The sequence below is a fragment of the Bradyrhizobium sp. WSM4872 genome, assembly GCF_055811715.1.
Genome location: NZ_JBVVPT010000017.1, coordinates 133,993 through 157,503, shown reverse-complemented (window position 1 = coordinate 157,503; position 23,511 = coordinate 133,993). Strand labels below are relative to the sequence as shown.

Genomic DNA, 23,511 nt, shown 5'->3' with positions numbered 1-23,511 from the left:
TGCGTGTGCTTTCGCGCAGCGGACCGCGGGTGCGAGGTCAGCACCCGGCCTTCCCTGCGCCCTCTTGGAAAAGAGGGTGGAGCGACTGAAGCAAAGCTCGGGCGAAATCAGCCGCGAGGATGAGAAGCTGCGTCTGCAAGTTAGATTCGGATGCAACGATGGATTTCGCTCTCGTGCCCCGGACGCAGCGCAGCGCTCTTGCGGTGCGCTGCAGAGCCGGGGCCCATCTCTCCGCATTACGCCGTGTCGCCCCTGGGTCCCGGCTCTGCGCAGCAGCGCAAGAGCGCTGCAGCGCGTCCGGGACACGAGCCTAGCCGCCGAGTATCCTCCGGCAAGCGTCGACGAACACCTGGGCGCCGGTGACGATGTCGGCATCGGCGGTGTTCTCGGTCCAGTGATGGCTGATGCCGCCGATCGACGGCACGAACAGCATACCCGCGGGCATGACGGCCGCAAGCATCTGCGCATCGTGGCCGGCGCCGCTGGGCATGCGGACGGACCGTCCGCCGGCGACGGCCTTGGCCGCGGCTTCGATCGCATCCTGAAAGCCCGAATTCATCATCGCGGGCGCGCCAGTGCGAATCTTCTCCACGGCGACGGTGCAGGGACCCTTCGCGCTGGCCTCGTCCGCCATGCTCCGCAGCAGTTGCTCCAGCCGCGCGATGACGGAAGGATCGTCGTCGCGGATCTGGAACAGCATTTCGGCACCACCTGGAATGATGCTCGGCGCGCCCGGATCGAGCGTGATGCGGCCGGTGGTCCAGACCGTGCGCGGGCCGCAGCTCTCGGGAAAACGCGCGTCGATCGCGACACAGAACTTTGCAAGCGCCAGCCCGGCATCCTTCCGTGCAGCCATGCGGGTGGTGCCGGCGTGATTCTGCTCACCGACGAAATTGATCTGGTATTGCCAGATGCCGACGATGGAGGTGACGACGCCGATCGCAAGGCGACCGCTTTCAAGCGTGTCGCCCTGCTCGATATGGGCTTCCAGATATCCGACGTACCGCCCCGGCTCGGCGGTGGTGCGCGGTCGTCCTGCGAGCCCCATCTCGGCGAGTGCGTCTCGCATGGTGCGGCCGCTGGTGCGGTCGCGTGCGGCATCAATGTCGGCCTCTGTCACTTGCCCGACATAGGAGCGCGACCCGAGGAAGTGCCCAAAGTGTCCTTCCTCGTCGCACCAGGCGGCAAGTTCGACCGCGCCTTCGAGCAAGGGGTCGCCATTGAGCACGCGGGCCGCTTCGAGCGCGTAGACGACACCGAGCGGGCCGTCGAGCCAGCCGGCGTAGTTCTGGCTCTCGAGGTGCGATCCCGCCAGCAGCTTGGGTCCCGACTTTGCGCTGGTGCCGAAGACATTGCCGATGCCGTCGATCGCGGCGGTGAGGCCCGCGTCGGGCAGCTTCTGCATCAGCCAATCCAGCGAAAGCTTGTGCGGCTCGGAGAAGGTCGGTTTGTGCACGCCGGTCTTGTACGCGCCGATGGCACGGAGCGCATTGAGATCGGCGAGAACGCGCATCCCGTTGGCGCGTGAAAAGGTGTCAGGCATGCTCGGCAACCTTCAACGCCTCGGTGCGGATCTCCTCGACCAGCCGTTCCTTCAACAGGACGAATTCGGGCGTGGTCTTGATCTTGTAGGAGCGCGGATGCGGCAGGTCTACATTGATCTCGGCCTTGATGCGGCCGGGACGCGCGCTCATGACGATGACGCGGCTGCCGAGGAAGATCGCTTCCTCGATGTCGTGGGTCACGAACAATACGGTCTTCTGGTCGCGCTCCCAGATCCCGAGCAGCATTTCCTGCATCAAGGCGCGTGTCTGGTTGTCGAGCGCGCCGAAGGGCTCGTCGAGCAGCAGGATCTTGGGATCATTGGCGAGCGCGCGCGCGATCGCGGTGCGCTGCTGCATGCCGCCGGAGAGTTGTTTTGGCCAATGGTTCTCGAAGCCGGACAGACCGACCTGGCGAATGAAGGCGTCAGCGATCTTGTTTCGCTCCGCCTCGGACACGCCACGCTCGCGCAGGCCGAAGGCGATGTTCTCGCGCACCGTCAGCCAGGGAAACAACGTGTAGGACTGGAATACCATGCCGCGATCGGCGCCCGGGCCGGTCACCTCGCGTCCATCGAGCACCACGCGTCCGCCGGTCGGTCGATCGAGGCCGGCGACGATGCGAAGCAGCGTGGACTTGCCGCAGCCGGAAGGGCCGAGGATGGTGACGAAGTCGTTGTTGCCGATCACGAGATCGGTCGGCTCCAGCGCCCTCGTCGGGGCGTTGCCGTGACGCGCGGGGAAGGTCCGCGAGACTTGTTCGATCTTGAGGATCGTCATGCGAGCCTCCAGGGAAACAGCCACGCGTTGAACGCCTTGAACAGGAAGTCCGAGGCGAGGCCGATCAGCCCGATCACGATGATGCCGAAGATGATCTGGCCGGTGTTGAGCAGCGCCTGGCTGTCGGTGATCATGTGCCCGATGCCGGAGGAGGAGCCGATCAGTTCGGCGACGATGACATAGGTCCAGGCCCAGCCCAGCACCAGCCGCAGGATCTCGGCGATCTCCGGGGCGGAAGAGGGCAACAGCACGCGGCGGATGATGCCGCGGTCGCTGGCACCCAGCGTATAGGCCGCCTCGACCAGGTCGCGCCGCGTGGTGCCGACGGTGACCGCGATCATCAGGATGATCTGGAACACCGAGCCGATGAAGATGACGAGCAGCTTCTGCAGTTCGCCGATGCCAGCCCACAGGATCAGGAGGGGAATGAAGGCGGACGCCGGCAAATAGCGCGCAAAGGAGACGAACGGTTCGAGGAACGCCTCGACCGGCTTGTATGCGCCCATCAGCACGCCGAACGGCACGGCGATGATGGCGGCCAGCACGAAGCCGCCGACGACGCGCCAGATCGTCATGCCGATGTCGAATAGGAAGCCCTGTTTGATGATCAGATCGACGCCTTCCTGCACCATGGTCAGCGGATTGGCGAGGAACACCTTCGACACGTGGCCGCCGAAGGTCGCCCAGGACCACAGGGCAACGAACACCACGAAGAACGCAAGGCCGTAAGCCACGCGCTGCCTTGACGTCACGGGATCGAGGGGACGCATCTAAATGTCTATCCGGACGGTGAACAAGTTTACCGGCCCCGTCGCGAGACGGGGCCGGCGGCTCCTGGGAGATTTACTTGATGTAGCTCGCGTCGAAGAGATCCTCGACCTTCGGCGCGGCCTTGATGATGCCGATCTCCAGCAGGAGGTCGGTGGCTTCCTTGTTGAAGGTCAGGAAATCGCCGGCGAAGAATTTCTGGTTGGCGGCCTTGTCCTGCCAGCGCAGATACTTCGCCGAGTTGCCGAACGCCTCGCCGGTCTGCTTCACGTCGGCGCCCATGATCTCGTAGGCCTTGGCTTGGTCCTTGGCGATCATGTCGAGGGCCTCGAAATAGCTGTCGGCGAGCGCCTTGGCGGCCTTCGGGTTCTCGGTGAGGAATTTCGGCGTGCAGCCGAACGTGTCCATGACCATCGGATAGTCGAGCGTGGTCGCGATGATCTTGCCCTTGTCGGGTGCGGCACGAACCGTCGACAGATACGGCTCATAGGTCATCGCGGCATCGTTCTGGCCGGAGACGAAGGCCTGTGCGGCCGCCGCCGGCTCGAGGTTCACGACGGTGACGTCCTTCACCGACAGGCCGTTCTTCTTGAGCATCCAGGCCAGCGCGAAATAGGGCGAGGTGCCGGGCGCGGAAGCCGCAACCGTCTTGCCCTTCAGATCCTTGATCGAGGCGAGCTCGTTGCGCACGGCCATGCCGTCGGCGCCGTAGCTCTTGTCGAGCTGGAAGATCTGCTTGGTCGCGACGCCGTTGGCGTTCCAGGAGATCCAGGTCTCCACGGTCGTTGCCGCGCACTGGACGTCACCGGACGCGATCGCGAGATGGCGATCCTTCTGCGGTATCTTCTTGATGGTGACGTCGAGGCCGTTCTTCTTGAAGATGCCGGCTTCCTTCGCCAGCGTCAGCGGCGCAAAGCCGGTCCATCCGGAGATGCCGACGCCGACCTTGACGTCGTCGGCGAGCACGGGGGTGGAGACCGTAAGCGCAATGACTGCCGCAAATACTTTCGAACTACGCATGATAGTCGTCCTCTTGCCGATCGATGGATTGACGTCCTGTTGATCTTGGTCGGTCCTCATGGACCGTTGCCCGAAGCGTTGCACGATTTGTGCCGACATCGTCCTCTCAGCCTCCCTTGAATCGGGCGACAAGGCGGTGAGAGTCACCGGGATAGAGCAGCCGCACCGCGGTGATCGTGCGCGTGCTGCGCCAGGTATAGCGGTCGATCACGAGGCAGGGTGCGCCGACGGCGATGTCGAGCGCTTCCGCCGTGCGATCGTCCGCGACGATAGCGCTGATCGTATGCTCGGCCTCGGTCCATGGAACATGGTGAAGCAGCCACGAGCCGGGCGGCTCACGCGAAAAATCCGCGGTCGCCGCATCCGGCACCGACGCGAGATCGATCAACCTGTCCTCGACTGCGAAAGGCACGTTGTCGGCGCTGTGGCGGCAGGTGATCGCGATCACCTTGCCGGCCTTCTTGACGCCGAGGCGGTCGCGGTCGGCAGCGGTTGCGGTGCGGAGCTTGCGGCCGATCAGCTCGTAGCCGTAAGCGCGCCCGAGCCCGGTGATCTCGGCGCGCATGTCGGCGATCTTGAGCACGGCCGACTGGTGTTGCGGCCGGCGGACGAAGGAGCCGGCACGTCGCCGCCGCTCGATCAGGTCGGCTTGCGCGAGCTCCGACAGGGCCTTGTTCACGGTCATGCGCGAGCAGCCGTAACGCGCAACCAGCTCGTGCTCGAATGGGATGCGATGCCCGGGCGGCCACTCGCCGGTCAGAATGCGGTTCTCGATATCGGCGCGGATTCGCTTGTACAGCGTCGGCTGGTCGGTCGTATCAGTGGCGAGACTCATGCAACGAGCCTCCGCACTGATGCGTTGAAGCGTTCGCGCGCGGCCTGGCGCAGTCTGTGCTGGCCGCCTTCGACCACCTTGTCGCCGCCGACCCAGACGCAATCGATCGCACCGCTGCCCGCAGCAAAGATCCAGCCGTCGATGACGGAGTCGTGCGCGCGCCCCGCCAGCGAGGGATGCGTGATGTCGAGCGTGACGATGTCGGCGCGCGCACCGGGCGTGAGACTGACTGACGTCTGTGCCAAGGCCCGGGCACCGCCTGCAAGCGCATGATCGAACAGGGCGCGCCCCGTCGAGCGGCCTGGGCCAGCGGAGAGCACGTTCCGCTCGCGGTGCTTGAGCCGTTGGCCATATTCGAGCTGGCGCAGCTCGTCGGCGACGCCAACGAGCACATTGGAATCCGTGCCGATGCCAAAGGCGCCGCCGGCACCGACGAATTCGCGGGCCGGGAAAATGCCATCGCCAAGGCTTGCCTCGGTGATGGGGCAGAGTCCGGCGATCGCGCCGATCCTGGCGAAGGCAGTGACTTCTTCATCCGTCGTGTGGGTCGCGTGGATGAGGCACCAGCGTCGGTCGACGGGCGCGTGCTCCAGCAACCATTGCACTGGACGTCGTCCGGACCACGCCAGGCAATCCTCCACTTCCTTCACCTGCTCGGCGGCATGAATGTGCACCGGTCCCCCGTCCGCGAGCGGAACGATCGCTGCAAGCTCGTCCGGCGCCACCGCGCGCAAACTGTGCGGCGCGATGCCAATATTCGCGTCCGGCAATCGTGCAATCGCCTTGCGCGAGGCCGCCATCAGCGCGGAAAATTGATCAACCGTACATATGAAGCGGCGCTGGCCGGCGTGCGGCGCCGCGCCGCCGAAGCCGCCATGCGCATAAAAACTCGGCAGCAGCGTCAGCGCGATACCCGAGGCCTCTGCCGCCTGCGCGATGCGTGCGGCCATTTCGCCGATGTCGGCGTAGGGCGAGCCGTCGCGATCATGATGCAGATAATGGAATTCGCCGACGCGGGTAAAACCCTGCTCCAGCATCTCGACATAAAGCAAGGTCGCGACCGCTGCGACGTCGTCAGGCGTCATCGCCAGCGCGAAGCGGTACATCGTCTCGCGCCAGGTCCAGAAGGTGTCGGCGCTATCGCCGCGTAGTTCTGCGAGCCCCGCCATGCCGCGCTGGAACGCATGGCTGTGCAGGCTCGCCAATCCCGGCAGCGCGATCTGGTGGCGTTCGTCGCCGAAGGCCGGGGTCACGCCCGGCGTCACCTCGGCGATCGCGCCGGCGGCGATCACCACCTGCACGTCATTGGCCCAGCCCGAGGGCAGGAGCGCGGAGGCGAAATGCAGTCGTGTCATGTTTCCATGCCGGCTGGACAGAACCGCGACACGATTATATGTCTAGACATATAAGTCAAGCATCCCAGGGCGCAGGGGCATCCACGAAGGGACAGTTGCATGGCAGAGCGCTTCGACCGGATCTGGCATAACGGCCGGCTCGCCACGATGCGGGCCGACCGTCCCGATCTCGGCGAGATCGAGCACGGCGTGATCGCTGCGCGCGGCGGCCGTATCGTCTATGCGGGTTCGCAGGCCGATTTTCCGGCGAGCGCCGATGCAGCCGACCGGATCGATTGCGAGGGGCGTTGGATCACGCCTGGTCTCGTCGATTGTCACACCCATCTGGTCTATGGCGGCAACCGCGCCCATGAATTCGAGCTGCGCCTGAAGGGCGCGAGCTACGAGGAGATCGCGCGCGCCGGCGGCGGCATCGTCTCGACGGTGGCCGCGACACGCAAGGCAAGCGAGGCCGAGCTCGTAGCACACGCGCTGCCGCGGCTCGATGCGCTGATTGGCGAGGGTGCCACCACGGTCGAGATCAAGTCCGGCTACGGCTTGGACACCGAGACCGAGATGCGGCAGCTGGCCGCCGCGCGAAGCCTGGGTCGTCAGCGGTCGGTCGCGATTCGAACCTCGTTTCTTGGTGCGCATGCGCTGCCGCCGGAGGCCGACGGCAACAAGGATCGCTACATCGATCTCGTCTGCAGGGAGATGTTGCCGGCGGTCGCGCAGGCGGGCCTGGCTGATGCCGTCGATGCCTTCATGGAGGGTATCGCATTCTCCGGGGAGCAGACGGCTCGGGTGTTCGAGACGGCGAGCCGGCTTGGACTGCCGGTCAAGCTGCATGCCGACCAGCTCTCGAATCTCGGCGGCGCTGCGCTCGCCGCAAAATTCTCGGCGCTATCGGCCGATCACCTCGAGCACACCGACGAAGCCGGTGCAGCGGCAATGGCAAAAGCTCAAACGGTGGCCGTGCTGCTGCCCGGCGCCTTCTACTTCATCCGCGAGACGCAAAAACCGCCGGTCGAGGCATTCCGCAAGCACGGCGTTGCCATGGCGCTGGCGACCGACTGCAATCCGGGCAGCTCGCCGCTGACATCGCTCCTGCTCGCCATGAACATGGGCGCGACGCTGTTCCGAATGAATGTGACCGAGTGCCTTGCCGGTGTCACTCGTGAAGGCGCGCGAGCGCTCGGCGTGCTCCATGATACCGGCACGCTCGAGGCCGGCAAATGGTGCGACCTTGCGATCTGGGGCATCGAGCGCCCTGCCGAGCTGGTCTACCGCATCGGCTTCAATCCGCTGCACCGCCGGGTGTGGAGGGGACAGTGACGGAGCCGCGCGCGCCGATCGTCGTCAAGCCGGGAACGGTCAGCCTCGATGATCTCGCGTGCGTGCTCGAAGGCACATCTGTCGTTCTCGATCCCTCGTTCTGGCCGCGGGTCGACGCGGCCGCGGAGATCGTGGCAAGGGCCGCGCGAGCGGATGCTCCCGTCTACGGCATCAACACCGGCTTCGGGAAGCTGGCGTCGAAGCGCATCCCGCCCGATCAGACCGCGCTGCTCCAGCGCAATCTCATCGTCTCGCATTGCTGCGGCGTTGGCACGGCGACGCCCGAACCGATCGTCCGTCTGATGATGGCGCTGAAAATCATCTCGCTCGGGCGCGGCGCCTCCGGCGTGCGCCGCGAGGTGATCGAGCAGCTGCAGGCCATGCTGGCGCAGCGCGTCTCACCGCTGGTGCCGCAGCAAGGTTCGGTCGGCGCTTCTGGCGATCTCGCGCCGCTCGCGCATATGACCGCGGTGATGATCGGCGAAGGGCAGGCGATCGTCGACGGCAAGACCGTGTCGGGCAGCGACGCGCTCGCCGCGGCCGGCCTGACTCCACTGACGCTCGGTCCCAAGGAAGGGCTCGCGCTGATCAACGGCACGCAATTCTCCACCGCTTACGCCATCTCCGGCGTGCTGCGCGCATTTCGCCTGGCCCGCGCCGCGCTCGTCACCGGCGCGCTGTCGGTCGATGCGGCGATGGCCTCGACGGCGCCGTTCCGCCCCGAGATCCAGGCGCTGCGCGGCCATTCCGGACAGGCCGCGGCGGCGGCAACCCTGATGGCGCTGCTCGACGGCAGCGACATCCGCCTATCGCATCTCGAAGGCGACGAGCGCGTGCAGGATCCCTATTGCCTGCGCTGCCAGCCGCAGGTTGCGGGCGCGGCGCTCGACCTGATCGTGCAGGCGGCGCGGACGCTTGTCGTCGAGGCCAATGCCGTCACCGACAATCCGCTCGTGCTGGTCGAGACCGGCGAGATCGTCTCCGGCGGCAATTTCCATGCCGAACCGGTGGCCTTTGCCGCGGATACCATCGCGCTCGCGCTCTCGGAGATCGGCGCGATCAGCGAGCGGCGCATCGCGACGCTGGTCGATCCCGCGCTCAATTTCGGCCTGCCGCCGTTCCTCACTCCCGATCCCGGTATCAATTCCGGCTTCATGATCGCCGAGGTGACGGCGGCCGCGCTCTATGCCGAGAACAAGCAGCGCGCGGCCGCCTGTTCGACCGACTCGACGCCGACCAGTGCCAACCAGGAAGACCATGTCTCGATGGCCGCGCATGCTGCACGGCGCCTGTCCGACATGGCGGACAATCTCGCCACAATCCTGGGCATCGAGTTCTTGGTGGCCGCCCAAGGCATCACACTGCGCGCGCCGCATGCGACCAGCGCGCCGCTCGCCGCCGTCATCGCCGCACTGCGCGAGCAGGTGCCGCAGCTCGGCGCCGACCGCTACATGGCCGGCGATCTCGCCAAGGCTGCTGCGCTGGTCGAGGCCGACGCGCTGCCGGCTGCGGTGCTCGCCGTACTTTCAACCGACCCGTTTCCGACGCTTGCCTGACGAGGTGCTCCGCATGAACCGCCGACTGGACAATGAACGCACCATCCGCGCGCCCCGCGGCAGCGAAATCAGCGCCAAGAGCTGGTTGACGGAAGCTCCCTTGCGCATGCTCATGAACAATCTCGATCCCGACGTTGCAGAACGTCCGAGCGAGCTGGTCGTCTATGGCGGCATCGGCCGCGCCGCGCGCGACTGGGAGAGCTTCGACCGGATCGTTGCTTCGCTGCGCGAGCTCGAGGACGACCAGACGCTGCTGGTCCAGTCCGGCAAGCCGGTCGGCGTGTTCCGCACCCATGCCGACGCGCCGCGCGTGCTGATCGCCAACTCCAACATCGTGCCGCACTGGGCGACGCTCGATCATTTCAACGAGCTCGATCGCAAGGGCCTGATGATGTACGGCCAGATGACGGCGGGTTCCTGGATCTATATCGGCAGCCAGGGCATCGTGCAGGGCACCTACGAGACGTTTGTCGAGGTCGGGCGTCGCCATTACGGCGGCAGCCTCGCCGGCAAATGGATTCTGACGGCCGGTCTCGGCGGCATGGGCGGCGCGCAGCCGCTGGCAGCGACCATGGCCGGGGCTTCGATGCTGGCGGTCGAATGCCAGCCGAGCCGCATCGAGATGCGTCTGCGCACCGGGTATCTCGATCGCCAGGCCGCAACGCTCGACGAGGCGCTTGCGATCATGGCGGAGGCGGCGAAGACGAAGAAGGCGGTCTCGGTCGGCCTGCTCGGCAATGCCGCCGAGATATTTCCCGAGCTGGTCCGCCGTCGTGTCAGGCCCGACATCGTCACCGATCAGACCAGCGCGCACGATCCGATCAACGGCTATTTGCCGAAGGGCTGGACGCTTGCGGAGTGGGAGACCAAGCGCGCCGCCGACCCCAAGGCCGTGGAGCGCGCCTCGAAGATCTCGATGGTCGAGCACGTCCAGGCCATGCTGGATTTCCATGCGCAAGGCATTCCGACGCTCGACTACGGCAACAACATCCGCCAGATGGCGCAGGACATGGGCCTGAAGAATGCCTTCGATTTCCCCGGCTTCGTCCCCGCCTATATCCGTCCCTTGTTCTGCCGCGGCGTCGGGCCTTTCCGCTGGGCTGCGCTGTCGGGCGATCCCGAGGACATCTTCAAGACCGATGCCAAGGTCAAGGAGCTGATGCCTGACGACAAGCACCTGCACAATTGGCTCGACATGGCCAAAGAGCGCATCAAGTTCCAGGGCCTGCCGGCGCGGATCTGCTGGGTCGGGCTCGGCGATCGCGATCGCCTGGGCCTTGCCTTCAACGAGATGGTGGCGCGTGGCGAATTGAAGGCACCCATCGTGATCGGCCGCGACCATCTCGACAGCGGCTCGGTGGCGAGCCCCAACCGCGAAACCGAAGCGATGAAGGACGGTTCGGACGCTGTGTCCGACTGGCCCTTGCTCAACGCGCTGCTCAATTGCGCCAGCGGCGCGACCTGGGTGTCGCTGCATCACGGCGGCGGCGTCGGCATCGGCTATTCCCAGCATGCCGGCATGGTGATCGTCGCCGACGGCACGCCGGAAGCGGCGAAGCGGATCGCGCGCGTGCTCTGGAACGATCCTGCCAGCGGCGTCATGCGCCACGCCGACGCGGGCTACGACACCGCGATCGACTGCGCCCGCGACAAAGGGCTCGATCTGCCGAGCCTGCGCTAGGCGCGACTCAGGCCACGACCCTGGCTCCGGCGCCGCTGAGGCGTTGGCGTTCCTTTGCGAGATACTCGTCGATAGCGTCGCCGTGCATGGGCTTTGCGAAGTAGTAGCCCTGGATGAAGTCGCATCCCAGCCGGCGCAAGGTGTCGAGCTGAGCGCGGGTCTCGACGCCCTCGGCGACGCAGGCGATCTCCATGTCGTCACAGAGGCCCGTGAGAGACTTGATGATCTTGTGGCTCACTGGATTGTCGTTGACGTCGGCGATGAAGCTGCGGTCGATCTTGATTTTGTCGAGCGGCAGCCAGTGCACGTGGCTCAGCGAGGAGTAGCCGGTGCCGAAATCGTCCAGCGAAATGCCGCAACCCATCGCCTTCAATGCCGCGATCGACTGTTGCGCGCGTACGAAATCGAAGGTGACGGCGGTCTCGGTGATCTCGAAGTCGATCCGGCGCGGCGGCAGCCCGCTCGTCTCCACGATGGTGATCAGCGGCAGGATGCCCTCGGGCGAGCAGACGTCGTGGGCGGACAGGTTGAACGACAGGCGGATGTGGTCGGGCCAGGTCCTGGCCGTCGCGAGCGCACGTACCAGCAGCGCCTGCGTCAGCGGCCGGATCAGGCCGATGCGCTCGGCGGCCGGAATGAAGTCGGCCGGCGAAACCAGGCCAAGGCGGGCGCTGTGCCAGCGCGCCAGGACCTCGAAGCCGGCGGTGTGCTCGCTCATGGCGTCTACGATCGGCTGGAACACCAGGTCCATCTCGGTGCTGAAATCGGCGGTGCGCAGCAAATTCTCGATGACGCCGCGGCTGCGGATCTCGGCCTCGAGCTCGCTCGAGAAGATCACGGTGCGGCCGCGCAGATGGCGCTTGGCGTGATAGAGCGAATAGTCGGCGCATTCATAGAGCGCTTCCGCCGTCGTTGCCGATTGCGGGAATAGCGCGAAGCCGATCGAGCAGGACAGCCCGGTATGGGCGGTGTCGAGCTGGTAGGGCAGCTTGACCTGGTCACCAACGCGTTCGCCGAGCCGCATCAGATCCGTATCGTCAGGGTCGCCGCACACGACGAGACCAAACTCGTCGCCGCCGAGCCTGGCGAATTCCACCCGCTGCGGACCGAAGCCCTCGCAGACCTCGCGGATGCGCCGGCCCGCCTCGATCAGAACGCGGTCGCCGACGGAGTGGCCGTAATTGTCATTGATCGGCTTGAAGCCATCGAGGTCGATGATCCCGACCGCGACTCGAACGTTCCTGCGCTCGGCATCGGTGAACGCGCTCGACAACTCGGCGAAGAAGCGGCGGCGGTTCGGCAACTCCGTCAGGGAATCGAGGTTGGCGAGGCGGAAGTTCTCGTCCGAAAGGGCCTGGGTGGCGGCCTGCTGCGCCAGCAGCGATTTGCGGCTCGCGACGAGATCGGCGAAGTCCCGATAGTAGATGAACAGCACCGTCACCATCGCCCCCGACACGAGCAGATTGTTGACGGCGATCGCCTTCAGCGTCGGCTCGCCGGTGGCCCAGAAGAACAGCACATAGGGCACGTCGACGACCAGCGTCACGATCAGTGCCGCCGAGCGCAGATGCATCAGCGAGAAAATGCAGCCGATCACGGTCACCGCCATGTAGAAGGCCACCTGACTCTTGGCGAAAGCATCGCCGTAAGGGTAGAGTGCGAAGGACCATGCTGTGAAGCCTGCGCCGATCGGCGCCGCGATCCAGTTGGTAAAGCGCAGATTGCGCAGGATGTCGGCATCGGTGCGCACGACGCGGCGCTGGCGCAGCCACCAGAATGTGCGAAAGCCTGTGATCGCGATCAACAGGGCGGGCACGATCATACTGAGCGAGGGCGGTGCCAGCGGCACATAGGTATAAGCCACCGCGATCGTGTTTGTGATCAGGATGAAATAGAGCAGCGGGATTTGTTTTGAGAACGCGTCGAATTGCGCGCGCATCAGTTCCGGATTGTCGGCCGGCACCCGAAACAGCTCCACAACGGCAGCTAGATGAGACTTCAAGTTGGTGACAGGCATTGCAATTTCAGCCCTGGATTCCTTCGAAACGCGGCCGATCTTGCACGGCGAGGGTAAAGGGCGCGTTAGATTGGAGCCTTTCGCGAGAGGTCCGACGCGCCGCTGATCTTCTCGATACGCGCACCGGTGAGGCTGCGTTAACGATATCCGGCGGCGGAAGTGCGGGGATTGGCTGAAAGAGCCTGCATAAGTAGCGGCTAGGCTCCGCTAACCATGTGCGCCAGCGCAACGTATTGTCGCACCGACGATTTCGTGGCAATGCGCGGAATAACCGTGCCTGTCCGTTTTGACCATGGCGGCCATCGCTGCAACGCGGCCGGCTGAGGTTTGACCGCGCGCAGTCGGCTCGCCATACCTTGCCCCAAGGCGAGCCAGAAAGACTCGTCGGCATCGGGAGCTGAAATGACCAAATCATTCTCCGTCCTTACGGGGACGCTGATTTCCCTCGTCTCCTTCACTTCGATTGCCTTCTCGCAGCCGGCCTGCGTCACCCAGAATATGGCTGTGCCGCCTGGGGCCAACACCGCCGACAAGGCGGGCCCGTTCTTCATCGATACGACGGGTCTCGACTTCAAGACGGCGCCTCCGACGCGCGATCCCTCCAATCCCAATTACCCGCGCGCCACCGAGCTTCCTGACGGAACGCTGCCGCCACCGGGCGCCGAGGGCAATTTCATCATCGGTCCCACCCACAATCCTGCGCCGGAGACGATCGCGAAGGAGGGCGTGCCGCGTGGGACGACAAAGTCCTTCACGTTGTCGTCGAAGGAGAGCACCATCTACAATCCGGGCCTGATCCGTGACGATCTTGCCGGTTGCACCAATTCCTCGATCATGACGACCATCACGGCGCCGAACGACAAGTCGCACATGATCGTCACCACCAGCCATCCAGGGATCTGGTCGCGCACCATCGACGTCTACGTGCCGGCGCAATATGTGCGCGGCACCGAGGCGCCGTTCATCGTGGTCGGCGACGGCGGCTCCAATGCCTACAAGGATCTCACCGTCACGCTCGACAATCTGATCGCGCAGCGCCGCGTGCCGCCGATGATCGCGATCCAGATCGGCAATGGCGGGCAGGACGCGCAGGGCAGTCAGCGCGGCCGCGAATATGACGCGGTGTCAGGCGCCTACGCGCAATTCGTCGAGCGTGAAGTGCTGCCGCTGGTCGAAAAGAACGCCGAGGTCAGGCTGACCAAAAATCCCGATGGGCGTGCGACCATGGGGCTGAGTTCGAGCGGCGTGGCAGCCTTCACCATGGCGTGGTTCTATCCCGATCTCTATCACCGCGTGCTGGCGTTCTCGCCGACTATGGTCAACCAGCAATGGCCGCATGACCCGTCGCTGCGCGGTGGCGCCTGGGAATATCACAGCGCATGGACGGGGCCGGCCACACCCAATCTCATCTCCAAGGCGGGCGTGCTCACGCCGGCCGGGCCGCCCGGCGTGCCGCTGATCGTCGCTGCGCCGGCCAAGCCGATCCGCTTCTGGTTCTTCGGCGGCGACCAGGACCTGTTCTATCCGAACCCCACCATTCCCGACGGCATGCACGACTGGACCCTCTCCAACGCGCTGATGGCCAAGGTGCTGGCGGAGAAGGGCTACCACTATCAGTTCCTGTTCGTGCGCAACGCCAAGCACGTCGACCGTCCCACGATCGCGCAGACGCTGCCGTCGGCGCTAGAGTGGGTCTGGAAGGGCTATCCTATCCCTTGAGCGCAGGGAATAAAGGGTCAGGCGAGGGCGGCCTGGCGTTCGCGCATTGGCTCGCGGACACGGTCGGGTTTCCCCGGCTCGGCGAGCCGCGTAAAACTGCGCTGGCTTGCATGCGCGGGTGCTTCGACAATCACGCCTTCGCAAACGATCTGTCCGCCGAGCATCCTGAATTCCAGCTTGTCGTAGCGCGGCATCGTCTCGCCGGGCGCGGGCGGCAGCAGCCCGACGCTCCCCTGGATGTTCAGCGTGGCATCGCCGGCGCCGTGAAGCCGCGGATTCCACATCCTGATCCCGGTCTCCGCCCAACGCTGCCGGATCAGCGTGGCCCGGTCGGCGGGTTCTACGGCTCTCACGCGAGCTTTCGGTGCACTCGGGATCTCCGGAGCGGGAGACACAAGGGCCGGAGCTGGCTCGATAGTTGTGACGACGCCGGGCGTCTCGGTGGAATCTTCCAGTTCGCCGCCGGAGGGATCGCTGTCGATGCTCTCCTCGGGGACATGCTCCAGCGAGATGTCGCGATCCGCGAACGCGACGCACGTGTCGTCGAGAGTCGAGAAAGTATCCACGTCGACGACGGGCGCGATCGCGTCAACCGGGACGACCTCGACATCGACAGACGAGGCCTTCTCCGCGACAACGGGCTCAACGTCGGCCGCGAGTTCGGAAGTTGGATCTCTGTTGATGATGAGTTCGGGGATGTCGATCGCTTCGCGCAGGATGTCGATGGTCGCGACCGAAGCTCCTACGGCGACCGGCTCGACTTCCGCCGCCGTCTCCGGGGATGATTCGCCGCTGCCGCTGACATCGGCTGGCGCTTCCGACGTGCTCTCCGCGACGACAGGGCTGGCGCTGTCGTCTTCGGGGGCTGAAGCTGCGACCGCGGGGTCGCAGTGCGTCGGATCCGCGCCGATGCTGGTGTCGAGAACCTCCGCGGCTTCTGCGAAGTCAGCAACAAGGGCGAGCGAGGCGTCTGCGGTATCAGGCGCGACGTCGATGCTGCCGCCGTGCGGCGCGGGCCGAAGCCGCTTGAACGCCCATTTCACCGCGGGGATGCGGCGCAGCAACGATATCAGTCTCGAAAGCACTGGGAGTTGTCCAAGAGGTACTCGGCTTAAGGCATCGCTGATTCGCCAGCAATGTAAAAATCCCCGGCTGTCACACTGATGTCAATGTAGATGGGACCAATTGCAGAACATCCACGCTTTCAGTTTTGCCGCGTGACTGTAGTCAAGGTGCCGCCCGCCAATACTCTTCGTTCGACAGCAAACCCTTCACGCATAACATCGGTGACGACATACTTGAGCCGCACGAAGGCGTCTGGGGAGAGGGGGGCGATCGCCCCCTCAGAATTTCCGACCGATGCCGGCCTACTTTCCGGAGCCAGCGCCGCCGCCGGCCTGGCTGCCCATGTTATTGGTGTTGCTGCCGCCCGCCGACGGAGTCTGCTTGCCCTTGCTGTCGGCGGCCTCGTTCTGCATGTTCGACGATGCGCCGGTCGTCATGCCCTTGGTCGCGGGGCCCCGCGACGAGGGGCCAACGTCGCCCTGGCCGGATGCGCCTGGGGCGGGTTGTGTCTGCGCAAAGGCGCTGCCGGTCGCCAGCGCCATGATGCATGCGGATGCCAAAATGATCTTCTTCATCTGGTTTCCTCCTGGGTTGACGCGAGGACAACTTGCGCGCGGAGCGGACGTTCCTCACGGGGAGACGTCGCGAGGATCATGACCAAACGCCTTGGGGCGCTTGTCGCGTTCCCTGTAGGGCTCTATCGACGGTAGAGTTTGGAACATCGGGCATCTGGTGTAAGGACGAGGCATGAAAAGGATACTGACTCTCGGAGCGGTTCTGCTCTGGTCCACGATCGCAGTCGCGCAGGAGCGCGCCATCACTGTGGCCTCGACGACGTCGACGGAACAGTCGGGGCTGTTCGGCTATTTGCTGCCGCTGTTCTCGAAGGCCGCGGGCATAGACGTGAAGGTCGTGGCCGTCGGCACGGGCCAGGCGCTCGACATCGGACGGCGCGGCGATGCAGACGTCGTGTTCGTCCATGACAGGCCTGCCGAAGACAAGTTCATGTCCGAAGGCGAGGGTGTGAAGCGCTTCGACGTCATGTACAACGACTTCGTCATTGTCGGGCCGAAGAGCGATCCCGCGAAGATCGCCGGCGGCAAGGACGTGGCCGAGGCGCTGCGCAAGATCGCGGCCGCGAAGGCGCCGTTCATCTCGCGCGGCGACAAGTCCGGCACGCACGCCGCCGAATTGCGTCTTTGGAAGGAGGCTGGCGTCGACCTCCGTGCCGCCAAAGACGGCTGGTATCGCGAGATCGGTCAGGGCATGGGCCCGGCACTGAACATGGCGTCGTCGTCGAATGCCTATCTCCTGTCGGACCGCGGCACCTGGTTGTCATTCAAGAACCGCGGCGAGCTCGCCGTCCTGACCGAAGGCGACAAGCGGCTGTTCAACCAGTACGGCGTCATGCTGGTCAATCCGGCCAAGCATGCAAACGTGAGGGCGCGGGACGGGCAGGCCTTCATCGACTGGCTGATCTCTCCTGGGGGGCAGGAGGCCATCGCCGGCTACAAGGTCGGGGGCGAGCAGCTATTTTTCCCCAACGCGCCCCACTAGCAGGAAGGCGACGGTCGACACTGCGACGCTGAGTGCGAGCAGGATCAGCCCGAGCCCGAGCGCCAGCGGTAGGTCGCCCTTGCTGGTCTCCAGCGCGATCGCGGTCGTCATCGTGCGCGTGAAGCCGCGGATGTTCCCGCCGACGATGAGGATGGCGCCGACCTCGGCGATCGCGCGCCCGAAGGCTGCGAGAAAGGCCGTCAGCAGCGAGGTCCGGCCCAGCGCGAACAGCAAGCCGATGCTGCGTAGCGTTGACAGCCCGTCGATCCGCGCCAGGTCGCCATACTCCGCCCACAGCAGGCTCGCCGGCCGGTGCACCAGTGCGACCACGATCGGTGTCGCGAGCAGCGTCTGCGCAACCACCATGGCCGCCGGCGTGAACAACAGGCCGGCGGGCCCGAGCGGGCCGGAGCGCGACAGCAGGAGATAAAGCGCGAGCCCGACCACCACCGGCGGAAGACCAAGCAAGGCATTGGTGAGGACGATGATGACCTGCCGTCCGCGGAACCGGGTGATCGCAAGCAGGGCTCCGAACGGCGCCCCAATCAGAAGCGCCAGGATGCTGGCGGTCAGGCTGACGCGAACCGACAGTCCGACGATGCGCAGAAGCTCTGCGTCGGCCTCGCCGATCAGCGCGAATGCGGCGCCGATGGATCGCGCGAAGTCGTTCATCCGTGCCCGAGCTTCGGCGCCCGCCGCCATGGCTGGGGTGCGTCGATTCCGGGGCTGCGGAGGTGATTCACGTATATTTCCCTGAGGGCATCGTCGTGCAAGGCGACGGCGGAGCGGTTTGGTAACCCGAATTTGACCGGAATCAAAGCCCCGTGCGGCATGGCACCGTCGAGGCTCAGATCAAGCCGCGCAGCACTTCAACAAGCCGGGCACACTCGGCCTCCGTTCCGACCGTGATGCGGAGGAAGTCCTCGATGCGCGGCTTTCCGAAATGACGGACCACAACGCCACGCTGCCGAAGCGCTGCCGCGAGATCTGCTCCGCTCCGGCTTCGATGGCGTGCGAAGACGAAGTTGGCGAGCGACGGCAACACTTCGAAGCCGAGCTGTCTGAGATCGCGGGCCAAGGTTTCGCGGCTTGCGATGATGCGGGCACGGCTGTCTCGGAACCAGCCGTCATCCTCGATCGCGGCGACGGCGCCGGCGATCGCGAGGCAATCGAGCGGATAGGAGTTGAAGCTGTCCTTCACCCGTTCCAGCGCTTCGATCAGCGGTCGTTGGCCGATGGCAAAACCAACCCGCAGGCCAGCGAGCGAGCGCGACTTCGAGAAGGTCTGGATGACCAGCAGATTGTCGTGGCGTGCAACCAGCGGCACGGCGCTCTCGGCGCCGAAATCGACATAGGCCTCGTCCACCACCACCAGCCGGTCCGGCTGTTCGGCCAGCAGCGATGCGATTGCGTCGCGCTGAAGCGCGATGCCGGTAGGAGCGTTCGGGTTGCAGAGGAGGATGGCACTCGATGGTCGCCTGTAGTCGGAGATATCGATCCTCATCGCAGCATCGAGCGGCACCTCGTCGTGCGTTATTCCATAGAGGCCGCAATAGACGGGGTAGAAGCTGTAGGTGACGTCGGGGAATAGAAGCGGTGGTTCGTGCTTCAGAAGCGCCTGGAAGGTGTGGGCCAGAACCTCGTCGGAGCCGTTGCCGACGAACACTTGCTCGGGCGCCACATCGCAATGGGCCGCGATCGCCTCGCGCAGGCGCGTCGCGCGAGGATCGGGATAAAGGCGCAGCCGCTCCGCGGCCGATGCGATCGCCGCCAGCACGCGCGGCGAGGGCGGGTAGGGATTCTCGTTGGTATTGAGCTTGACGATGCCGTCCTGCTTGGGCTGCTCGCCGGGGACGTACGGCGAAAGCGTGTGGACGACCGGACTCCAGAAGCGGCTCATGATCTCCAATCCGAACTTGATCGGGGCACAGTACGGTATGCGGGACCTCGGCGGAAGTGCGCCTGCATTCAGCATTCCAGGCAAATCCGCACGACGTTTACTGCCGGAGACGTTCCCGCAAGCGCGACCCTTATGCTAGGGTCATCGCACCACCGCCCAGAATGAAAACAAGAACGAAGGCTGGCGCGCCCCAAGGCGCCGAACGGCCGAAAAGAGAGGAACACATGCCGGGTGCAGCCCTTCCCAGCGCTCCCTCGATTCCGACCGCACCCGTCGCCTCAGCCGTTCTCGACCGCTTGCGGGCCATCGTCGGCGACAAAGGCCTGATCCTCGACGAACCAGACAAGCTGCCCTTCGTGACCGACTGGCGCGGCACGCTGGCGGGGCAGGCCGCGGCGGTCGTGCGTCCGGCCAGCACCGCGGAAGTCTCCGCTGTCGTCAAGCTCTGCTACGACAACGGCATTGCCATCGTTCCGCAAGGTGGCAACACCGGCCTGATGGGCGGCGCTACGCCGTGGCCCATGCACCGCGGCATCGTGCTGTCGCTCGGTCGCATGAACCAGGTGCTGGATGTCGATCCCGTCGGCTACGCCATGACGGTGGAGGCAGGCTGCATCCTCGAGACGCTTCAGGACACAGCCGCGCGCCACGACCGCCTCTTTCCGCTCAGCCTCGGTGCTCAGGGCTCGTGCATGATCGGAGGCAATCTGTCCACCAATGCCGGCGGCGTGCAGGTGCTGCGTTATGGCAATGCGCGAAATCTGGTGTTGGGTCTGGAGGTCGTGCTGGCTAATGGCGATGTCTGGGAGGGCCTGCGCGCACTCAAGAAGGACAACACCGGCTATGACCTCAAGCATCTGTTCATGGGCGCCGAAGGGACGCTCGGCATCATCACCAAGGCGGTGCTGAAACTCTGGCCGGCGCCGAAAGACGTATGCACGGCATGGCTTGCAATCCGCGATCCCAAGGCCGCCATCGACCTTCTGTCGGAGGCGCATGCCGCTTCCGATGACAATGTCGGTTCCTGCGAGCTCATCAGCCGTGCGTGCACCGACATGGTGCTGCGCCACATTCCCGGCACCCAGGATCCTCTCAAGGCTGAGACCGAATGGTATCTCCTTCTCGAATGGTCGTCGGCCCGGCCACGGCAGGACGGCGGCACGGGCATGTCGGACAGGATGGAGCAGTTCCTGGCCGACCACCTCGAGGCGGGCCGGGTGCTGGATGCGGTGATCGCGCAAACCGAAGCGCAGTCGCGCAACATGTGGCGAATTCGCGAGAGCGTGGCCGAGGCATCGCGCACAGAAGGGCCGGGCTTGAGCTACGACGTGTCCGTCGCGGTCTCCAGGATCCCCGAGTTTATCGACAGCGGTCTTGATGCCGTGCTCGCCATCCTGCCGACGATCCGCCCCTATCCGCTCGGCCATATCGGAGACGGCAATGTGCACTTCTCCTTCATGGGTCCGAAGGGCATGGACCTCGATACGCTGTCCCAGTATTCCGCGGCAATCACACGGGCCGTCAACGACCTCGTCACCTCCATGGGCGGCTCGATCTCGGCGGAACATGGCATCGGCATCGAGAAGCTCGACGAGCTCCAGCACTATCGCTCCCGGACCGAGCTCGACATCATGCGCACGATCAAGCGAGCGCTCGATCCCAAGAACATCATGAATCCGGGCAAGGTACTTCGTCTCGATTGAGCCGCTACCGCCTCGAGCTCGGTGCTTCCGAACGCTCGGCGCTTCCAGAGACGGGTGCCGCAGATTGGCCGGGCCAAACAGGCCCGGGAGCGCGAATCATGCCGTTTCGCGGCCGAAAGGCAGCTTTATTCCCGCCTTGGATGCTTTAAGGAAGGGACAGGATCAGGTCGCACCCGCCCGGGAGCGGTGCTAGACCCTGATCCAGGAACAATGGGACGGGGCCGGTATGGCACGTCCACAAGGATGAAGGATTTGAGGCAATGATCCAGACCGTTGGCATCATCGGGGCAGGGACCATGGGGAACGGCATCGCGCAGATTTGTGCCGCGGCCGGGCTTTCGGTCGTGATGGTCGATATTTCCGATGCGGCAGTGAACCGCGGGATTTCGACGGTTGGCGGCAGCCTCGAGCGCCTGGTCAAGAAGGAGAAGATGTCGGCGGCCGATCGCGACGCCACGCTCAAGCGCATCACCGGCACCACGGACCGCGCCAAGCTCGTCGATTGCGATCTCGTCATCGAGGCCGCGACCGAGAACGAGGACCTCAAGGTCAAGATCCTGAAGGATCTCTGCGCGACGCTGTCACCGCGCACGCTGCTCGCCACGAACACCTCGTCGATCTCGATCACGAAGCTCGCCGCGGCGACCGACCGCCCCGACCGCTTCATCGGCATGCACTTCTTCAATCCGGTTCCGGTGATGGCGCTGCTGGAGCTCATCCGCGGCTTGCAGACCTCCGACGACACCCACGTCAAGGCGCTCGATTTCGCCAAGCGCGTCGGCAAGGTGGCAATCACGGCCAAGAACAGCCCCGGCTTCGCCGTCAACCGCATCCTGTGCCCGATGATCAACGAGGCGATCTTCGCGCTGCAGGAGGGGATTGCGACGGCGGAAGAGATCGATGCCGGCATGAAGCTCGGCTGCAACCATCCAATCGGGCCGCTGGCGCTCGCCGATCTCGTCGGACTCGACACCATGTTGTCGGTGATGGAGGTCTTTTACAAAGGCTTCAACGACCCCAAATACCGTCCGGCGCCCTTGCTCAAGGAAATGGTCGATGCCGGCCATCTCGGCCGCAAGACGGGGCAGGGCTTTTACACCTATAGCGCCTGACGATGGCGCAGGCGGCGGGCGTTGGTACCTGCCGCCGGACCCCGCGATTTGCGCTGCGACAAAGACGCCGCGCGCAATCGGCCCGACAATGTCGAACGGGCGGCCTGCGGGAACAACGGAACGGATAACAAGGGACATGTCGGATCGACTGAAGGCCGAGCGCGAGGCGGCGGCCGCGCGGCGGAATTTGCTGACCCAGGATGCAATCGAGCGCACGGGGATCACCGAAGAGATGATCGGGGAACTCGTGACCCGTTTCTACGGGCGCGTGCGCGAGGATGAGTTGCTGGGGTCGGTGTTCGTGATCGTTCAGAATTGGGACGAGCATCTGGCCAAGCTCCGGGATTTCTGGTCGTCGGTCGTGCTGATGAGCGGCCGCTACCATGGTTCGCCGATGCGGGCGCATATGCCACTGAACTTGGTCGGGGATCATTTCGACCGCTGGCTAGATCTGTTCGAACAGACCGCGCGCGAGGTCTGCCCGCCGCAGGCAGCCGCGCTGTTCATCGACAGAGCGCGCCGCATCGCCGACAGCTTTGAGATGGCATCGGCAACCTTGGCCGGCCGTATCGCGTCGCCGCGTCACGTGCTCCGCTCCTAGAATACAAAATGCCTGCCTGAGAAACGCGCAAGCCGCACTGATGGCGCTATGGTTCGCGCCGAGCGTCGGCGCATTGCACCAATACCAATAGCATTAACCTGATCTGCAAAATCATCATGCCGGTCGCGCAGCGTGACGTTGCAATTAAAAAAATGCGCGAAAATGCGGGTGTTCGAGTTCAATCAGTGCGAGCATAACCGTGTGATGCACTGCGGGAAAAAATCTTTGCCTTTTTTTCGGCAGAGTTCCAGCGCCTGCTTGTGAACATGTCGCGTGCATCGTTCAACCCATCCTCTTCATCCTCCGACAACACAGCGGAATCCGAAGCTGACGCGTGCACGGAGCAAACCCGGCGGGCGCTGTTGATGAGCGCGCTGGCCACGACGGCGTGCCTCGCCTGTTCCACGCAGGTCCACGCGAGCGAGGATGCGCCCGGCTCCGACGAGCGGCCTCAGAAGGGCGATCTGCTCGTATTCTCCGAAGGCGATCAGGAGGGAAAGCCCGTCACCGCGGCCGCTCTGTCGGCCGGCGGACCGCCGGTGCATGCCTGGCCGAAAGATCCGAAGACATCGGTCGTGCGCAGCGCCTCGCGCCTCAACGAGATCCTGATTATCCGGCTCGACCCCGCGGAGCTCGACGAGCAGACGAAAGCGCGCGCCGTCGACGGCATCATCGCCTATTCGGCAATCTGCTCGCATGCCGGCTGTCCCGTCACGGCGTGGGTGAAGAGCGATGTCGGTGACAAGGAAGTGCTCAAATGCATGTGCCACAACTCCGAATACGATCCTCGCGCGGGCGCACAGGTCGTGTTCGGGCCGGCGCCGCGACGGCTCGCTGCGCTGCCGCTGGCGCTGGCTGACGGCTCGCTCAGCGTCGCCGGAAATTTCGTCGGAAAGGTAGGTGGCGCGCAGCCGGGATGATGGGCGTGCGGGTTGTGCCCGCGTCATGAGAGACCGCATCCGCCGATGGGCGGACGACGGGACGAAC

General features: G+C 64.9%; 20 protein-coding genes. 9 read left to right on the top strand and 11 right to left on the bottom strand.

The window, feature by feature from the left end:
* Nucleotides 1–310: 310 nt before the first annotated feature.
* From AC0L3C_RS22590 to AC0L3C_RS22565, 6 genes are all read right to left on the bottom strand, one after another.
* On the bottom strand, nucleotides 311–1,543 hold the full coding sequence (locus AC0L3C_RS22590; protein ID WP_473409015.1) for a hydantoinase/carbamoylase family amidase: 1,233 nt from the start codon (nucleotides 1,541–1,543) through the stop codon (nucleotides 311–313).
* Nucleotides 1,536–2,321 carry an ABC transporter ATP-binding protein gene (locus tag AC0L3C_RS22585; protein ID WP_473281924.1) on the bottom strand — a complete coding sequence of 262 codons (786 nt, stop codon included), beginning with the start codon at nucleotides 2,319–2,321 and terminating at the stop codon, nucleotides 1,536–1,538. The genes AC0L3C_RS22590 and AC0L3C_RS22585 overlap by 8 nt, the downstream gene beginning before the upstream one ends.
* The gene (locus AC0L3C_RS22580) at nucleotides 2,318–3,091 is read right to left on the bottom strand and encodes an ABC transporter permease (RefSeq protein ID WP_473281922.1); all 774 of its coding nucleotides are present in this window, start codon (nucleotides 3,089–3,091) and stop codon (nucleotides 2,318–2,320) included. The genes AC0L3C_RS22585 and AC0L3C_RS22580 overlap by 4 nt, the downstream gene beginning before the upstream one ends.
* Nucleotides 3,092–3,164: 73 nt before the next feature.
* A complete protein-coding gene (locus tag AC0L3C_RS22575; protein ID WP_473281920.1) occupies nucleotides 3,165–4,109 on the bottom strand; it encodes an ABC transporter substrate-binding protein in 945 nt (314 codons plus the stop codon).
* A 106-nt stretch (nucleotides 4,110–4,215) separates the two neighbouring features.
* Nucleotides 4,216–4,944 (bottom strand): histidine utilization repressor, encoded by a 729-nt coding sequence (gene hutC, locus AC0L3C_RS22570; protein ID WP_473264972.1) that lies wholly within the window; start codon nucleotides 4,942–4,944, stop codon nucleotides 4,216–4,218.
* Nucleotides 4,941–6,299 carry a formimidoylglutamate deiminase gene (locus AC0L3C_RS22565; RefSeq protein ID WP_473409014.1) on the bottom strand — a complete coding sequence of 453 codons (1,359 nt, stop codon included), beginning with the start codon at nucleotides 6,297–6,299 and terminating at the stop codon, nucleotides 4,941–4,943. The genes hutC and AC0L3C_RS22565 overlap by 4 nt, the downstream gene beginning before the upstream one ends.
* A gap of 99 nt (nucleotides 6,300–6,398) precedes the next feature.
* Between AC0L3C_RS22565 and hutI the strand changes: the two genes are divergently transcribed.
* From hutI to hutU, 3 genes are read left to right on the top strand one after another with little or no spacing between them, the layout of a single operon-like run.
* On the top strand, nucleotides 6,399–7,613 hold the full coding sequence (gene hutI / locus AC0L3C_RS22560) for an imidazolonepropionase (protein WP_473409013.1): 1,215 nt from the start codon (nucleotides 6,399–6,401) through the stop codon (nucleotides 7,611–7,613).
* Nucleotides 7,610–9,169, top strand: a complete 1,560-nt coding sequence (gene hutH, locus AC0L3C_RS22555) for a histidine ammonia-lyase (RefSeq protein ID WP_473409012.1) — start codon at nucleotides 7,610–7,612, stop codon at nucleotides 9,167–9,169. Before hutI ends, hutH begins: the two co-directional genes overlap by 4 nt.
* A 13-nt stretch (nucleotides 9,170–9,182) precedes the next feature.
* Nucleotides 9,183–10,850, top strand: coding sequence for a urocanate hydratase (gene hutU / locus AC0L3C_RS22550; protein WP_473264968.1), 1,668 nt, complete (start codon nucleotides 9,183–9,185; stop codon nucleotides 10,848–10,850).
* A 7-nt stretch (nucleotides 10,851–10,857) separates the two neighbouring features.
* Here the strand turns inward: hutU and AC0L3C_RS22545 are convergent, their stop codons facing one another.
* Nucleotides 10,858–12,867, bottom strand: coding sequence for a putative bifunctional diguanylate cyclase/phosphodiesterase (locus tag AC0L3C_RS22545; protein WP_473264967.1), 2,010 nt, complete (start codon nucleotides 12,865–12,867; stop codon nucleotides 10,858–10,860).
* A gap of 402 nt (nucleotides 12,868–13,269) precedes the next feature.
* Between AC0L3C_RS22545 and AC0L3C_RS22540 the strand changes: the two genes are divergently transcribed.
* On the top strand, nucleotides 13,270–14,586 hold the full coding sequence (locus AC0L3C_RS22540) for an alpha/beta hydrolase (protein ID WP_473409011.1): 1,317 nt from the start codon (nucleotides 13,270–13,272) through the stop codon (nucleotides 14,584–14,586).
* 17 nt (nucleotides 14,587–14,603) lie between these two features.
* Here AC0L3C_RS22540 and AC0L3C_RS22535 read toward each other — a convergent pair whose 3' ends face one another.
* The gene (locus tag AC0L3C_RS22535; RefSeq protein ID WP_473409010.1) at nucleotides 14,604–15,671 is read right to left on the bottom strand and encodes a hypothetical protein; all 1,068 of its coding nucleotides are present in this window, start codon (nucleotides 15,669–15,671) and stop codon (nucleotides 14,604–14,606) included.
* 282 nt (nucleotides 15,672–15,953) lie between these two features.
* On the bottom strand, nucleotides 15,954–16,226 hold the full coding sequence (locus AC0L3C_RS22530) for a hypothetical protein (RefSeq protein ID WP_473264964.1): 273 nt from the start codon (nucleotides 16,224–16,226) through the stop codon (nucleotides 15,954–15,956).
* A gap of 172 nt (nucleotides 16,227–16,398) precedes the next feature.
* Here AC0L3C_RS22530 and AC0L3C_RS22525 point away from each other — a divergent pair, with 172 nt between their 5' ends.
* Nucleotides 16,399–17,208: an ABC transporter substrate-binding protein gene (locus tag AC0L3C_RS22525; RefSeq protein WP_473409009.1), complete on the top strand. Its 810-nt coding sequence runs from the start codon at nucleotides 16,399–16,401 to the stop codon at nucleotides 17,206–17,208.
* On the opposite strand, the gene AC0L3C_RS22520 is transcribed toward AC0L3C_RS22525, so the two are convergent.
* Together AC0L3C_RS22520 and hisC are read right to left on the bottom strand one after the other, a co-directional pair.
* Nucleotides 17,182–17,880 (bottom strand): ABC transporter permease, encoded by a 699-nt coding sequence (locus tag AC0L3C_RS22520; protein ID WP_473264962.1) that lies wholly within the window; start codon nucleotides 17,878–17,880, stop codon nucleotides 17,182–17,184. The two genes, AC0L3C_RS22525 and AC0L3C_RS22520, sit on opposite strands and share 27 nt — an antisense overlap.
* A gap of 175 nt (nucleotides 17,881–18,055) precedes the next feature.
* Entirely contained in the window at nucleotides 18,056–19,108 is a 1,053-nt protein-coding gene (hisC, locus tag AC0L3C_RS22515; protein ID WP_473409008.1) for a histidinol-phosphate transaminase, read from the bottom strand.
* Between the two features lie 224 nt (nucleotides 19,109–19,332).
* Here hisC and AC0L3C_RS22510 point away from each other — a divergent pair, with 224 nt between their 5' ends.
* From AC0L3C_RS22510 to AC0L3C_RS22495, 4 genes are all read left to right on the top strand, one after another.
* Complete coding sequence (locus AC0L3C_RS22510; RefSeq protein WP_473264960.1) at nucleotides 19,333–20,811, top strand: FAD-binding oxidoreductase; 1,479 nt, start codon at nucleotides 19,333–19,335, stop codon at nucleotides 20,809–20,811.
* A 260-nt stretch (nucleotides 20,812–21,071) separates the two neighbouring features.
* Nucleotides 21,072–21,923 carry a 3-hydroxybutyryl-CoA dehydrogenase gene (locus AC0L3C_RS22505; protein WP_473409007.1) on the top strand — a complete coding sequence of 284 codons (852 nt, stop codon included), beginning with the start codon at nucleotides 21,072–21,074 and terminating at the stop codon, nucleotides 21,921–21,923.
* A 136-nt stretch (nucleotides 21,924–22,059) separates the two neighbouring features.
* A complete protein-coding gene (locus AC0L3C_RS22500) occupies nucleotides 22,060–22,524 on the top strand; it encodes a group III truncated hemoglobin (RefSeq protein ID WP_473264959.1) in 465 nt (154 codons plus the stop codon).
* Nucleotides 22,525–22,790: 266 nt separating this feature from the next.
* Complete coding sequence (locus AC0L3C_RS22495; RefSeq protein WP_473281893.1) at nucleotides 22,791–23,444, top strand: QcrA and Rieske domain-containing protein; 654 nt, start codon at nucleotides 22,791–22,793, stop codon at nucleotides 23,442–23,444.
* Nucleotides 23,445–23,511: the final 67 nt, after the last annotated feature.

What these genes read in the sequence shown, in the direction of transcription:
- AC0L3C_RS22510 (WP_473264960.1), top strand. Translation starts at nt 19,333, where the DNA reads ATGCCGGGTGCAGCCCTTCCCAGCGCTCCCTCGATTCCGACCGCACCC.
- AC0L3C_RS22540 (WP_473409011.1), top strand. Translation starts at nt 13,270, where the DNA reads ATGACCAAATCATTCTCCGTCCTTACGGGGACGCTGATTTCCCTCGTC.
- AC0L3C_RS22505 (WP_473409007.1), top strand. Translation starts at nt 21,072, where the DNA reads ATGATCCAGACCGTTGGCATCATCGGGGCAGGGACCATGGGGAACGGC.
- hutU (WP_473264968.1), top strand. Translation starts at nt 9,183, where the DNA reads ATGAACCGCCGACTGGACAATGAACGCACCATCCGCGCGCCCCGCGGC.
- hutC (WP_473264972.1), bottom strand. Translation starts at nt 4,944, where the DNA reads ATGAGTCTCGCCACTGATACGACCGACCAGCCGACGCTGTACAAGCGA.
- AC0L3C_RS22495 (WP_473281893.1), top strand. Translation starts at nt 22,791, where the DNA reads ATGTCGCGTGCATCGTTCAACCCATCCTCTTCATCCTCCGACAACACA.
- AC0L3C_RS22520 (WP_473264962.1), bottom strand. Translation starts at nt 17,880, where the DNA reads ATGAACGACTTCGCGCGATCCATCGGCGCCGCATTCGCGCTGATCGGC.
- AC0L3C_RS22525 (WP_473409009.1), top strand. Translation starts at nt 16,399, where the DNA reads ATGAAAAGGATACTGACTCTCGGAGCGGTTCTGCTCTGGTCCACGATC.
- hutI (WP_473409013.1), top strand. Translation starts at nt 6,399, where the DNA reads ATGGCAGAGCGCTTCGACCGGATCTGGCATAACGGCCGGCTCGCCACG.
- AC0L3C_RS22500 (WP_473264959.1), top strand. Translation starts at nt 22,060, where the DNA reads ATGTCGGATCGACTGAAGGCCGAGCGCGAGGCGGCGGCCGCGCGGCGG.
- AC0L3C_RS22530 (WP_473264964.1), bottom strand. Translation starts at nt 16,226, where the DNA reads ATGAAGAAGATCATTTTGGCATCCGCATGCATCATGGCGCTGGCGACC.
- AC0L3C_RS22585 (WP_473281924.1), bottom strand. Translation starts at nt 2,321, where the DNA reads ATGACGATCCTCAAGATCGAACAAGTCTCGCGGACCTTCCCCGCGCGT.
- AC0L3C_RS22545 (WP_473264967.1), bottom strand. Translation starts at nt 12,867, where the DNA reads ATGCCTGTCACCAACTTGAAGTCTCATCTAGCTGCCGTTGTGGAGCTG.
- AC0L3C_RS22580 (WP_473281922.1), bottom strand. Translation starts at nt 3,091, where the DNA reads ATGCGTCCCCTCGATCCCGTGACGTCAAGGCAGCGCGTGGCTTACGGC.
- AC0L3C_RS22590 (WP_473409015.1), bottom strand. Translation starts at nt 1,543, where the DNA reads ATGCCTGACACCTTTTCACGCGCCAACGGGATGCGCGTTCTCGCCGAT.
- AC0L3C_RS22565 (WP_473409014.1), bottom strand. Translation starts at nt 6,299, where the DNA reads ATGACACGACTGCATTTCGCCTCCGCGCTCCTGCCCTCGGGCTGGGCC.
- hisC (WP_473409008.1), bottom strand. Translation starts at nt 19,108, where the DNA reads ATGAGCCGCTTCTGGAGTCCGGTCGTCCACACGCTTTCGCCGTACGTC.
- AC0L3C_RS22575 (WP_473281920.1), bottom strand. Translation starts at nt 4,109, where the DNA reads ATGCGTAGTTCGAAAGTATTTGCGGCAGTCATTGCGCTTACGGTCTCC.